This window comes from Thomasclavelia saccharogumia DSM 17460 (assembly GCF_000686665.1).
Taxonomy (GTDB): domain Bacteria; phylum Bacillota_I; class Bacilli_A; order Erysipelotrichales; family Coprobacillaceae; genus Thomasclavelia; species Thomasclavelia saccharogumia.
Window position 1 is genome coordinate 1 of record NZ_JMLH01000022.1, and the last position, 14,455, is coordinate 14,455.

Consider the following 14,455-nt stretch of genomic DNA (forward strand, 5'->3'; position numbering starts at 1 on the left):
GTTTGATCAAAGAATATGCGTTTCGAGATGACCAGGGAGAGGTAGAAAAAAGTAATCTTAATTACCGTTATTTTATCAAGATGAGACATATCGATAAGCTCATCAAGGAAAAAGGAATTGCAGGATTAGATGATTTAGAAAGGTTATGTTATTTGTTTATAAAAAATGAATATCCTGCTATAATGAAAGAAAGAGAAGAAGATATCGTGGAGATGGTGATAAAGATGTATGACAAGTTTAGAAGCAATGAGCCGATATGGTCATTAGCAAACCAGTTAGCGTTAGCAAAGCTTAGAACTGAATCATTAGAGATGGAGCGCGAAGAAAAGATAGCCAAAAGGATCGAAGAAGGAATCAAACAAGGAATTGAACAAGGGATTGAACGAGGAGTTGAGCAGGGTATTGAGATTGGTCGTAAACAGGAAATTAAAAGAAACAAGAATAATTGTATTGAATTACTTAAGGGAAGATATCAAAAAGATTGTAGTAAATGGGTAGAAAGTTTGAATGAAAAGCAAATAAGATTGATTTATAAATATATCTTTATAGAAGATGATTTTGAAGTATTTAAACAAAGGATAGAAAATAATAAATAGAATTTTATATATGCTGTTAGTTTTTCTTACTTTAGGCAAACGTTATAAAGAGATTTCTTAAATGATTGATATATGTCATTTTTGAAATCTCTTATTTTTAGTTATCCATTATTAAGTAAGAATTGTTATTTAAATAAATAATTGATCAAGTAAATTAAAAATATTAGTCTAATTATAATGGTTAAAATATTTATTTTTTGTTTTATAGTTAATTTGATTTTGGTATAATATTGTGGATTAGGAGTGAAAAAATGAGTGATTTAAATAGATATAATGAATTGAAGCAGACAATTTTATACCATAATGATCGTTATTATAATCAAGATGATCCAGAAATAAGTGATTATGATTATGATATGATGATGCAAGAATTAAAAAAATTAGAAAAAAAACACCCCGAATATATAACAAGTGATTCACCAACGCAAAAAGTTGGAGGAATGGCTAAACGTGAAGCTGGAGTCCTTGTAAGACACAATGTTCCGATGTTATCTTTACAAGATGTTTTTACAAAAGAAGAAGTTGAACAATTTGTAAATGATATGCAGGAACAGCTGGATGATCCAACTTTTGTAGTTGAATATAAGATCGATGGACTATCTTTGGCATTAAGATATGTCAATGGAAAATTAGATGTAGCTGTAACTCGTGGTGATGGTATTCTTCAAGGTGAGGATGTTACAGTTAATGCAAAGGTAATCAAAGATATTAAGAAAACTTTAAAAGATCCGATTGAGTATTTAGAAGTTCGTGGTGAAGTTTATATGACGAATGAGGCTTTTGATAAAGTCAACGAGATTCAGGAAATTAACGGGAAAAAACTTTTTGCTAATCCTAGAAATTGTGCTGCAGGAACATTACGTCAATTAGATAGTAAAATTACTAAAGAAAGAAACTTATCAATGTTTGTTTTTAATATTCAGGATGTTCGTGGTAAAGAGTTTACTAGTCATAGTGAGGGTTATGAATATTTAAAGAAGCAGGGCATTAAGATAATTGAAGATTATAAAGTATGTAAAACTGCTGATGAAGTATGGCAGGCAATCGTAGCAATTGGCGAAAATCGTGATAAATTAGATTATGATATTGATGGTGCAGTAGTTAAAATAGATAGTTTTGCCGATCGACGAAAATTGGGTAATACAGCAAAAGTACCACGATGGGCAATTGCTTATAAATATCCACCTGAAGAAAAAGAGACAAAGCTATTAGAGATCGAACTTTCAGTTGGAAGAACTGGTAGAATTACACCAACTGCTATTTTTGAACCAATTCGTTTATGTGGAACGACAGTTTCAAGAGCAACATTACATAATCAAGATTTTATAGATGATTTAGATATTCGCATTGGCGATACTATCGTCGTATACAAATCAGGAGAAATTATTCCTAAAGTTCGTCGTGTCGTTAAGGAAAAAAGACCAGCAGATAGCATTCCTTACGTTATTGGAGATAAATGTCCTGTATGTGGAGCACCAGCTATGCGAATTGGTGATAGTGCAGATATTAAATGTACTAATCATAGTTGTCCAAGTAAACTGGTTAGAAATATCGTTAATTTTGTTGGTCGTGATGCAATGGATATTAAAGGCTTTGGTTTTGCTTATGTAGAAACTTTGGTCAATCATGGATATTTAAAGGATTTAAGCGATATTTATGGTTTGATTGATAAACGTCAAGAATTGTTAGATAAAAAAATTATTGGATTAGTAAAAAGCACTGATAATTTATTGAATGCAATAGAAGGTAGTAAAACTAATGATGCAAGTAAACTGCTTACTAGTTTAGGAATTAGTAATGTTGGTAAATCAGCGGCTAAAAGTTTGATGAAAAAGTTTAAAAATATTGATAATCTCATGAATGCAAGTTATGCTCAATTGATAGAAGTTAATGATATTGGTGATATTAGTGCAACTGCAATCATTAAATATTTTAAAAATCCTGAAAATCGTGAGATGATCAAAAAACTTAAAAACTATGGTGTAAATATGGAAATAATCGAAGATGAAGATAGTGATGATCGATTTATAGATATGACCTTTGTAATAACAGGGACTTTGCCAACTTTGTCAAGAAAACAAGCAGGTGAACTAATTGAAAAACATGGTGGTAAAGTTTCAGGTTCAGTATCTAAAAAGACAAATTATTTAGTAGCTGGTGAAAATGCTGGAAGTAAATTAACTAAGGCGCAAAGTTTGGGAATTAATGTTATTAATGAAGAAACTTTATTAGAGATGGTTAAGTAAGAAAAATAATGTTATAATGCTCTAGTATAAGGAGGAACCATAAGATGAAGAAAATTGCTGTTTTATTAAGTGCTATTTTATTACTTACAGGATGTCATGATGCAAAAGAGACAGTTGAAAGTCAGATTGCTAATGACGCCTCTACTGTCGATAGTTTGGATGATTCATTTTATCGGGTAGTTAATTTTAATATAAATTTAAATCGTGATAATTACTATACTTCTTTTGGTCAAACTAGTGATTTTCAAACAATTGGTAGAGAATTACAAGTAATATCAACAAACTATTTTTCAACTGATGATTATTATATGTCAGAAGGTCAATATTTAGAAACTGAGGATATGAATAAATTATTAAGACGTTCTAGTGATCCTGAAGAGTATCCTTATACTTTGCAAGTTCAAAGAGGTGAATCGGTAGGTGGAATCGAAAATCCAATAATGGTATCTACTGTTCATGAACAGGATTATTATTTAAAAGATGGTGATAAATATGAATTGAAAGGGATTTCCTTGGCAATTGTCCTTGATCCTCGTAATGAAGATAATTCACGTTTAACTACTTCTATGGATGATGCAACAGTTGAAGATTTTGGACGGCAATCAATTAGTAAATTGTATGATTATCTGCAGACAAAAGATGATTTAAAAGATATTCCGGCCAATATTTGTGTCTATTATGCAACTAATACTAATGAAAGTGATATTAACGGACGCTATATTTTAAATAGTTATTGTGATGGCAGTGTAGGAAATATTGAAACTTTAGATTATCATATGTATATGTTTACAAGTGAAGAAGCGACAGCAGCTGATGAAGAAACGTCATCACAATTTGAAATCTTTAAAAGTAATATGAAAAAAGCTGCTACTGAAGCAGTTGGAATAGTTGGTTATGGGCGATATAAAGATGGTACGATTCAATCAATGAATATTAATTTAAATATTAATGTAAAAACTTATGAAGAATTGATCTATCTTGTATCAACTGCTGCAGATGAAATTGATAATGAGTTTACTGGATTTGATATTAAAGTATTAGTATACTCACAAGATGAATTAGAAGCTATTATTATTAAAGATAAAGGTGAAAAGGCTAAGAGCAGTTTATTGTATTAGGAGAATATTATGGAAAGTAAAGAAGAAATGTTGAAAAAGCTAGGTTTAAAAACAATGTTTAATATTAGTGATGTAGAAATGCCGGTATTGGTAGATGAATATGATATATTTATGAATCATGTGGCAGTATTAGAGGAAATTGATACTGAAGGAGTTGAACCTTTAGCATATCCATATGAAATTGAGACTACTTTTTTGCGGGATGATGAGCCAATTGATATTATTAGCTTAGAGGATGCTTTAAGCAATGCTAAAAGTGTTCAAGAAAACCAAATTAAAGTACCAAAGGTGGTGGGATAATGAAAGTATATACAATAGAAGAATTACATAATTTGATCGTTAATCAAGAGATTGATTTAAATAAATATTATGAAGAATTGTTTGATGAAGTTGATTTTCAACAAAAGCGGTTAAATGCTTTTGTAACAATTACTAAAGATAAAGCATTTGAAAATATTAAAAATATTAAAGTAAAAGAAAATGAAATATTAAAAGGAATACCAGCAGTATTTAAAGATAATTATAACACTAAAGGAATCAAAACGACAGCTTCAAGTAAAATGTTAGAAGACTATGTACCTGTTTATAATGCTACAGTAGTAGAAAAATTATATGATCAGGGAATTAGTTTGATTGGTAAAGCTAGTATGGATGAATTAGCAATGGGCGGAACTAACAAATCAGCTTTGACAGGGCCAGTATATAATCCTTGGGATTCAACTCGTATTGCCGGAGGATCGTCAGGAGGAAGTGCAGCACTAGTTGGTAGTGGTCTGATTCCCTTTGCCCTTGGAAGTGATACCGGAGATTCAATTCGTAAGCCAGCTGGTTTTTGTGGAATAGTGGGATTTAAGCCAACATGGGGAAGAATTTCGCGCTATGGCGTTATTCCTTATGCCTCAAGTTTAGATCATGTAGGAGCTTTTACTCGTAATGTTCGGGATATGGCAATTGTAATCGAAGCTCTTGCTGGAAATGATAAACATGATATGACTTCAAGTACCCAGCCAGTGCCACATTATTTAGAAAATTTAAATAGTGATATTAAAGGAATGAAAATTGCTGTTTTAAAAACTGTTAGTGATGAAATTAGAAATGAAGATATTAAAAATAATTTTAATCAAGTGATCGAAACATTTAAACAATTAGGAGCCATCGTTGAAGAAGTAGAAATTCCTTTGCATTTAGCTAAAGCAATATTACCAACATATACGATCATTGCTAATAGCGAAGCTACTAGTAATCATTCATGTTTAGATGGAATTAAATATGGTGATCGTCAAGCTGGTAATTCAACTGATGAAGTAATGATCAATTCGCGAACAGATGGTTTTGGAGCTCATATCAAACGTCGTTTTATTCTAGGAAATCTTGCTTTGGCGACTGAAAATCAAGAAAGAATGTTTAGAAAAGCCCAACGAGTAAGACGTCTGATCGTTAATGAGCTAAATAAAATTTATCAAGATCATGATATTATTTTAACGCCAAATGGAGGAAGTATTGCGCCTAAAGTTGATGAAGCGGTTGATGATCGTTTATCAGATGAATATATTATTTTAGAAAATCATCTAGCATTAGGTAATTTTGCAGGAACCCCAAGTTTATCATTACCTTCTGGGTTTAGTGAAGGAATGCCGATTGCTGTAAATCTAATGGGGCGTTTATTTGAAGAACAAACAGTATTTAATGTAGCTTATGCTTTAGAGCAGGCTTTGGGCTTTGCTAATCAATATTCAAGAGAGGGGTAGAAAAGATGAATTTTGAAACAGTTATTGGATTAGAAGTGCACTGTGAGTTAAAGACAAAATCAAAGATGTTTTCTGGAGCCCCAGTTACGTTTGGTGAAGCTCCAAATACAAAAGTTAATATTATTGATATGGGAATGACGGGAGCTATGCCGGTTTTAAATAAAGCTGGAGTTGAGTTTGCAATTAGAGTATGTAGTGCTTTAAATATGGAAATAGATGAACTAGTGTGTTTTGATCGTAAAAATTATTACTATTCAGATTTACCAAAAGGTTTCCAAATTACTCAGGATCGTCATCCAATTGGTCGTAATGGTACAATGAATATTGAAGTTGATGGTCAAAAGCAGATCGTGGAAATTGAAAGATTACATATGGAAGAAGATACTGCTAAACAGTTTCACTTTGATGACTATTCTTTAATTGACTATAATCGAGCTGGAATTCCTTTGATTGAAATCGTTACTAAACCAACGATTAGAAGTGGAGCAGCGGCTGCCGCATATTTGGAAAGATTAAGACAGATTTTATTATTTACTGATGTAAGTGATGCCAAAATGGAAGAAGGGTCAATGCGTTGTGATGTCAATGTTTCGATTCGTCCTTTTGGTAGTGATAAATTTGGAACAAGAACAGAAATTAAAAATTTAAATTCAATTTCAAATGTTCAAAAAGCAATTGAATTTGAAGTAGCTCGCCAAGAAAAAGTACTAATTAGTGGTGGTGAAGTTTTACAAGAAACAAGACGTTATGATGAGGATAAAAAAGAAACCGTAGTTATGCGTGCTAAGGGTGATGCTGTAGACTATAAATATTATCCAGAACCAAATATTTTGCCGATTCGTTTAGATCATCATTGGGTCAAAGAAATTATTTCCAAGATTCCCGAAATGCCGGAATCTAGAGTAAATCGTTATATTAATGAATATAAGATTCCTAAAACAGATGCTTTGATTTTAGTACAAACTAAAGAAATGTCAGATTTCTTTGATGCAATTGTAAAATATACTGATTATTATAAGATTGCTTGCAACTGGTTATTAGGTGAAGTACAGGCTTATTTGAATAAAAATAATTTAATTATTAGTGATACTTTATTAACACCAGAATATTTAGCAAAGATGATCAATTTTATTCAGGATGGAACTATTTCTAGTAAACAGGGTAAAAAGGTATTTGAAATATTAATGGCTGAGGGTAAAGATCCTGAAGTTATTATTGAAGAAAATAATATGAAACAAATATCTTCACCAGAAGAATTAACTAAAATTATTAATGAGGTTTTAGATGCTAATCCACAATCAATTGAGGATTATAGTAATGGTAAAGATCGAGCTGTGGGATTCTTAGTTGGACAGATCATGAAGAAAACTGGTGGCCAAGCTAATCCCGGTCTTACAAATAAATTATTGATCGAGTTATTAAAGAAAAGAATTTCTTAACAAATATCTATATATTTGATACAATAGTTGAAGGAGGATATAAATATGTCTCAAAAAAGATTTGTATTTGATGATGAATTAGAAGAAGATTTACAATCAAAAACTGCAAAAAAGTCAGTTAAAAATACAGAAAAAACTCCCTTAACTAATTCTATTGATAAGGACACTGTTAAAAAATCAATGGGTAAACGCAAGAAAAGAAGAAAAATAAAGAAAAGATGGATTGCTTTAATTTTATTACTTCTAATAATAATTATTTTTATCGTATATGTGTTTATAGCAGGCGGAAATGATGGCCCTGTATATGGTGATCGTTGTGCTTCGTTGATTGCAATTGATGAAGATAAATTTACTGATGTTGAAAATACTATTAAAGCTGATACAAATATTAATAGTATCGATATTGAGGTAGATTGTCGGATTATTAAGATTTCAATGAATTTTGTTGATAATATTAGTTCAGATGATGCTAAACAATTAGCAACCAATGCCTTACATACATTAGATGATGCATTAGGGCAACCAAAAAGCGAAGATAGTACCTATAGTGAATTATTAGGTACTGCTAATGGTCGAGGGCAATATAATGTAGAATTTGTTTTAACTAGTAATGGTGATACAGATTTCCCAATTTTTGGAACTAAGCATCCAAGTAGTGATGAAATCAGTTTTACTGGTGCTAATATGGTTGATGAAAGTGCGACTAATCGTGCTTTAAAGAAAGATGAAACCGAATAGACGAGCGATGCTCGTCTTTTTAGGAGGAAAAGATGAAGAAAAATGATTATTTTTATGGTGAATGTGTTGATTTGACACATGATGGTCAGGGTGTTGTTAAAGTCGATAACTTTACATATTTTGTTAAAGGAATGCTAGTTGGGGAAACGGGAAAACTTAAAGTAATCAAAGTATTGAAGAATTATGCAATTGCTAGATTAATAGAGCTTGATAAAGTTTCTAAATATCGTCAAGAACCCAAATGTTTGGTTTTTAAACCATGTGGCGGTTGTCAATTACAACATTTGAATCAAGAAGGACAAATGCTATTTAAGACGAAACGAGTTAAAGATTGTTTAGAAAGAATTGGTAACTGTTATGTTAAAGTAAATGATTGCTTAATGATGGAAGAGCCATGGTATTATCGTAATAAAGTTCAAATGCCAGTGGGAATCAAAGGCAACAAGCTGGTAACTGGTTTTTATAAACAAAAATCAAATGAAATTATTCCTTGTGATGAATGTTTTATCCAAAATAAACTATCAAATCAAATAACAAAAAGAGTTAAAGAATTAATGGAAGAATATAAGATTTATCCGTATGATAAATTATCACATCAAGGAAATATCAAACATATATTAACGAAGCATGGTTACCATACAAATGAAGTAATGCTGGTATTAATAAGTTATCTTGATCAAATAAATAATCTTGATAAACTTGTAACAAAGATTACTAAAGAGTTTCCTATGATCAAAACAGTAATTCAAAATATCAACCATCGAATCGATAATGTTATTTTAGGAGATAAAGAAGTTGTATTATATGGTGATGGTTATATTTATGATCGGTTATTAGATAATCAGTATAAAATTTCATTAAAATCATTTTATCAAGTAAATCCGATTCAAGTAGAAAAACTTTATCAAAAAGCTATTGAATCTGCAAAATTATCAAAAGATGATATTGTTTTAGATGCATATTGTGGAATTGGAACTATTGCCCTTTCACTAGCAAAATATGTTAAAAAAGTTTACGGTGTAGAAATCGTTGAAGCAGCTATTAAAGATGCTAAAACTAACGCAAGTTTAAATAACATTAAAAATACTGAATTTAAATGTGCAGATGCTGGAAAATATATGATTGAACTTGTAAATAATCATCAGCATTTAGACGTTGTTTTCGTTGATCCACCACGTAAAGGATGCTCGGCTGAATTTTTAGATTATTTGATTCAGGCTCATCCTAAAAAAATAGTTTATATTTCTTGTGATGTTGCAACTCAAGCTCGTGATATTAAGTATTTGCAGGAAAATGGATATCATGCTGATATTTGTCAACCAGTTGATATGTTTCCGCAAACAACGCATATAGAAAATATTCTGTTATTAAAATGTAGTTAAATCAATGCTTTTAAATAATGCAATGCATTTATAAAGAAATAGATAATTTCCTAATGGACAGTGTAAATATTGGGTCTCTAAATTTCTGTGGGGTCAAAAAATGAGATTCTAAAATAATGTAGGATTTTGATGCTTATAATTGAAAAAGTACCATTTAATATCATGGAGTCAAGAATGGTACTTTTAATATACCTAAACATAATACGATTTTTTGATCTTTCAAAATTTTTATATTTTAAAGCTGTTTTTAATAGAATCTTAATTCTGCTGTTAATGATAACAAATGAATTGATGATTTCTCTTTTCTGATTTTTTAAGATATTCACAACATTTTTAAAATTTAATGTTGTTAACTGATTATAAAGCCCATCTTTCATATGTATAATCTTTATTGAAGTTAAGATAGTCTTCTTTCCGTTTATATGCTTGTTTTAAAAATAAATATTGGAAGTGATATAATTTTAAATCATGAGTTGAGTGGTGCGATGTTTTTGAATCTTACGAAATTCAGACTTAAGTTTGTAAATGTTAAATTATTTCTTAGCATTTTTTATTTATAAAAAGTTTATATGATTCAATACTAATATATATGTATGATAGAGATGAATAATCAGCCAAAAAATGTTACAATAACTCTATGAAAGGAAGCGATAGTCATGGGAATCTATTTAAATCCAGATAATGAAAAATATGCTGAAATGCTGCGAGGAGAAGTATTTGTTGATCATAGTTTATTAATAGAGAAAACAAATCCTTTGATACGTACGCCAAATAAAATGTTATGTATCTCAAGACCAAGAAGATTTGGAAAGAGCACTGATGCCAATATGTTAACAGCTTATTATTCCAAGGGTTGTGATTCATCACAGATATTCAATGATTTAAAAATCAGTCAGACAGAGTTATATCAAAAGCACTTGAATCAGCATAATGTGATCCATCTTAATATGCAGGATTTTTTAAGCGAAACACATGATGTTGAAAAGATGATTCAATTGGTGAATGATTCAGTTATTTGGGAACTGCTTTTGAAATATAAGGATTTGTTATATTTTGATAAAACAAAACTTATTAGAGTTCTCAATGATATATACAGTCAGATTCAAAACAGCTTTATTTTTATCATCGATGAATGGGACTGTATCTTTAGAGAATATCTGGGGGATAAAAAAGCTCAGGAGAAATATCTGGATTTTTTAAGGAATCTGTTGAAAGATAAAGCATATGTATCATTGTGCTATATGACCGGAATTCTGCCAATCAAGAAATATGGAACTCATAGTGCTTTGAATATGTTCAAGGAAATATCGATACTCAACCCAACACCATTAGAAGAGTTTATGGGTTTTACAGAAAAAGAAGTTGAAGATTTATGTTTAAAATATGATATGGATTATGAAAAAATGAAGGACTGGTATGATGGATACAGGATGACAGATGATTTATCAGTTTATAATCATCGTTCTGTAGTTTATGCTTTGATGGACAGAAAATATGAAAATTACTGGAGTGCAACTGAAACGTATGAAGCCTTAAAAGTCTATATCGATATGAACTATGACGGCTTGAAAGATGATATTGTCAAGTTACTGGCAGGAGAGAATGTCGCTGTACAGACGACATCATTTCAAAATGATATGACAACATTTGAGACAAAAGATGATGTTTTAACACTGCTGATTCATCTAGGTTATCTAGGTTATAACAGTTCTGATCAGACATGTTATATACCCAATAAAGAAGTTATCGATTCATTTGTTAATTCGATAAGAAGTTCTAACTGGAATGAAACAACGAAAGCGTTATTAAACAGCAGAGCCTTATTAGAAGCGACATGGAATAGAGAAGAAGAATTAGTAGCCAAGTATATCGAAGAAGCGCATTTGGATACAGCGATACTAACATATAATAATGAAAATGCCTTAGCATATACGATTTCGATTGCGTATATATATGCAAGGAATCATTATACGATAATAAGAGAGATGCCAAGCGGCAAAGGATATGCGGATATGGTGTTTATTCCTAAAGGTGATAAACCAGCGCTGATAGTAGAATTGAAGTGGAATCAGGAAGTAGAGACAGCTATCAATCAAATCAAAGAGAAGAAATATTATTATGGATTAGAAAAGTATTTAGATAATTTACTATTGATTGGTATTATTTATGATAAAAAGAGTAAAAAACATAGTTGTAAGATAGAGAAAGTAAATTAGAGTTATAATATTTAAACTATTATATCTTAACAAAAGTTTATATTTAAATTGGTATAGCAGATACATTAAAGTATATTTGATTGAAAAGTATCGATAGAAGTTATGTTTTTAAAAATTGATTTGTCAAAATAATTGTTTTAATAAAATAGATTGACTTTGGTTTTTGTTAAATAATTTGTTTTAAAAATTTAATTTATGAAGATGAATTAAAATTGAAAAAGATGAAATTTTAATTCAAATATTTAATAATTAAACAATTTTATGAAACGAACACAGAATCATATTTACAACTTTTAAAATTCCTAAAACATATAGTTTTATAGGAAAAGGAATTGGAGGTATTGAAGAAGTAAATCAAGAAATTTTATTGAAAAAAGGCAGAAATGATGATACAAAATTAGTTGTCTGTTAAAAAATATAGAAAATATTATACTTATGTAGATAATTATAATACTAGTTTTTAGTATCTTTGTAAAAAATCTGGTATGTAATAAGAAGGAATATTTAAAAAATATGTTTTGTTTGTAAATAATTTTGATGGAACATCATTGTATTTTTATACAATGATGTTTGCATTTTGAAAAAAAGATAAATGATTTAGAAATGGTGATATGTTATTTAACTAGGTTAAGAATAATTAATATTTTTTAAATAAGAATAAACTTTGATCATTGAACGATAGATTTAATTTTAGTGAGATATTATAATAAATACATAATTAAATGTAATATAAATGAAGTTAGGAAAAAATTTATATGTATTGAAAATAAAGGCATGGTATTACAAGAAAATATTGCTGAAATTTTTTATGTAGAAATCAATGATATTTAGAAAATTACTGTATATAAGCAGAAAGTAGAAATTTTTAAAATATTATTGGAAAATAAGAATATTGTGATTTAGATACTATGTTGGTGTTAAAAGTTATTTTTTTATTTATAGAAAATTAATATAAAATAAAATGATTTAATTTATGAATACTTTTAAAAAGTATTTTTTATAAAAAATGATGAGATTTAATGGTAAGTGATGGAGGAAAAATAATGATGAATCAAAAAATTTTAGATTTAATTCATCAAGCAGATCTTGCAATCAAAGAAGAAAGATTTGATGATTTGATGGAATTTTATACTGAAGATGCTTTATTAGTTGTAAAACCAGGATTAGAAGTACAAGGTAAAAAAAGAATTAAGCAAGCGTTTATTAAAATTGCAGCATATTTTAAAAATAGCATTGTTCCAACTCAGGGGAAAATGATGATGTTAGAAGCGGGCGATACTGTGTTAGTTTTATCGCAAACATTACTTGATTCTAGTAATAAGGATGAATCAGAATATAGTATGGATAGGCGAGCAACTTATGTTTATCGTTTAGTTGATGGAAAATGGCTATGTGCTATTGATAATTCATATGGAACAACATTGTTGGATTTATAAAAATAGAGCAGGAATCTATGATCGATATTTATTTTGGGTTAAGAAATAAAAGGGAAAAATTAATTTTATTGAAAATTTAATAACTTTAAAGCATTTTTATCTATGATAAATTAAAGATTTTTAGATGATATCAGGAATTAAAAGGGGGTACAAGAATATGCATGATGAAAAAAAAGTAGCAATATTTGAAACTGTTGCAATACCTAAAGCAATAGCTAATCTAGCAATTCCTACAGTTTTAAGTTCTTTGGTGATGGTTATTTATAATCTAGCAGATACTTATTTTGTCGGAATGCTCAATGACCCGATTCAAAATGCAGCAGTAGCTTTAGCTGCGCCAGTCTTATTGGCATTTAACGCTATTAATAATCTTTTTGGGGTAGGAAGTTCAAGTATGATGTCTCGGGCTTTAGGACGTAAAGATTATGATACTGTTAAAAAGAGTTCAGCATTTGGTTTTTATTGTGCTTTGTTTTCAGGACTGTTATTTTCTATTTTATTTACAGGATTTAAAGAACCATTATTAAATTTATTAGGAGTTGATGTCTCTACAGCTCAGGCTACAAGTGAGTATTTAAAGTGGACAGTATCATTTGGAGCAATACCAGCTATTTTGAATGTGGTACTAGCATATTTAGTGCGTTCTGAAGGCGCGTCTTTACATGCTAGTTTAGGAACGATGAGTGGTTGTTTTTTAAATATTATTTTAGATCCTGTTTTTATTCTTCCCTGGGGTTTGAATTTAGGGGCTGAAGGAGCCGGATTAGCTACTTTTTTATCTAATTGTTTTGCTTGTTTATATTTTTTTGTTTTATTATTTTATAAAAGAAATAAGACATATGTCTGTATTGATCTTAAACAATTTTCTTTTAATAAAGATATTGTATTAGGAATTTTTGCTGTTGGAATACCAGCATCGATTCAAAATTTGTTAAATGTCACAGGAATGACGATCTTGAATAATTTTACGTCTTCATTTGGCCCTGATGCTGTTGCTGCTATGGGAATTGTTCAAAAAATATATATGGTTCCAATGCAGATCACATTAGGATCATCTCAAGGAATCATGCCATTAATTAGTTATAATTTTTCTAGTAAAAATTATGATCGAATGAAAAGTTCGATTATTTTTACAGGAAAGGTTATTGTTGGATTTAATTTGATCATCTTAGCTGGTTATTATCTGGGGGCTAGTCAATTAATTCAGATTTTTATGAATAAACAGGCAGTTATTGATTATGGAATAAAATTTTTAAGAGGTTTTTGTTTAGGATTACCATTTTTATGTTTAGATTTTTTAGCTGTAGGTGTTTTTCAAGCAATTGGTTTAGGTAAGAATGCTTTAATTTTTGCTGTGATGCGAAAAATAGTTTTAGAAATACCAGCTATTTATATTTTAAATTATCTATTTCCACTTTATGGACTTGCTTATGCACAGTTTTGTGCAGAATTAGTTTTAGCAATCATTGCTATTATTGTTTTAAAACAAATATTTAATAAATTAGGAAAATAGTTAATGTTTTATTTTTGTTATTA

11 protein-coding genes are annotated in these 14,455 nt (G+C 29.5%); all 11 read left to right on the top strand.

Annotated features, from left to right (window positions below; all coding sequences use genetic code 11):
* A partial coding sequence (locus tag BR82_RS17250; protein ID WP_027089529.1) for a hypothetical protein occupies positions 1–596 on the top strand: 596 nt, incomplete at its 5' end.
* 251 nt (positions 597–847) lie between these two features.
* The gene (gene ligA / locus BR82_RS0106515) at positions 848–2,842 is read left to right on the top strand and encodes an NAD-dependent DNA ligase LigA (RefSeq protein ID WP_027089530.1); all 1,995 of its coding nucleotides are present in this window, start codon (positions 848–850) and stop codon (positions 2,840–2,842) included.
* A gap of 44 nt (positions 2,843–2,886) precedes the next feature.
* Positions 2,887–3,960 carry a CamS family sex pheromone protein gene (locus BR82_RS0106520; protein ID WP_027089531.1) on the top strand — a complete coding sequence of 358 codons (1,074 nt, stop codon included), beginning with the start codon at positions 2,887–2,889 and terminating at the stop codon, positions 3,958–3,960.
* Between the two features lie 9 nt (positions 3,961–3,969).
* Positions 3,970–4,260 (top strand): Asp-tRNA(Asn)/Glu-tRNA(Gln) amidotransferase subunit GatC, encoded by a 291-nt coding sequence (gene gatC, locus BR82_RS0106525; protein WP_027089532.1) that lies wholly within the window; start codon positions 3,970–3,972, stop codon positions 4,258–4,260.
* On the top strand, positions 4,260–5,708 hold the full coding sequence (gene gatA, locus BR82_RS0106530; protein WP_027089533.1) for an Asp-tRNA(Asn)/Glu-tRNA(Gln) amidotransferase subunit GatA: 1,449 nt from the start codon (positions 4,260–4,262) through the stop codon (positions 5,706–5,708). Before gatC ends, gatA begins: the two co-directional genes overlap by 1 nt.
* 5 nt (positions 5,709–5,713) lie before the next feature.
* Positions 5,714–7,147, top strand: a complete 1,434-nt coding sequence (gatB, locus tag BR82_RS0106535; RefSeq protein ID WP_027089534.1) for an Asp-tRNA(Asn)/Glu-tRNA(Gln) amidotransferase subunit GatB — start codon at positions 5,714–5,716, stop codon at positions 7,145–7,147.
* 45 nt (positions 7,148–7,192) lie between these two features.
* Positions 7,193–7,885 (top strand): hypothetical protein, encoded by a 693-nt coding sequence (locus BR82_RS0106540; RefSeq protein ID WP_027089535.1) that lies wholly within the window; start codon positions 7,193–7,195, stop codon positions 7,883–7,885.
* A gap of 32 nt (positions 7,886–7,917) precedes the next feature.
* On the top strand, positions 7,918–9,267 hold the full coding sequence (rlmD, locus tag BR82_RS0106545) for a 23S rRNA (uracil(1939)-C(5))-methyltransferase RlmD (RefSeq protein WP_027089536.1): 1,350 nt from the start codon (positions 7,918–7,920) through the stop codon (positions 9,265–9,267).
* Between the two features lie 656 nt (positions 9,268–9,923).
* Positions 9,924–11,483, top strand: coding sequence for an AAA family ATPase (locus tag BR82_RS0106555; protein ID WP_027089538.1), 1,560 nt, complete (start codon positions 9,924–9,926; stop codon positions 11,481–11,483).
* A 1,043-nt stretch (positions 11,484–12,526) separates the two neighbouring features.
* Positions 12,527–12,919 carry a YybH family protein gene (locus BR82_RS0106560; RefSeq protein ID WP_471529733.1) on the top strand — a complete coding sequence of 131 codons (393 nt, stop codon included), beginning with the start codon at positions 12,527–12,529 and terminating at the stop codon, positions 12,917–12,919.
* A gap of 157 nt (positions 12,920–13,076) precedes the next feature.
* Positions 13,077–14,432 carry an MATE family efflux transporter gene (locus BR82_RS0106565; RefSeq protein ID WP_027089540.1) on the top strand — a complete coding sequence of 452 codons (1,356 nt, stop codon included), beginning with the start codon at positions 13,077–13,079 and terminating at the stop codon, positions 14,430–14,432.
* The last annotated feature ends 23 nt before the right edge of the window (positions 14,433–14,455 follow it).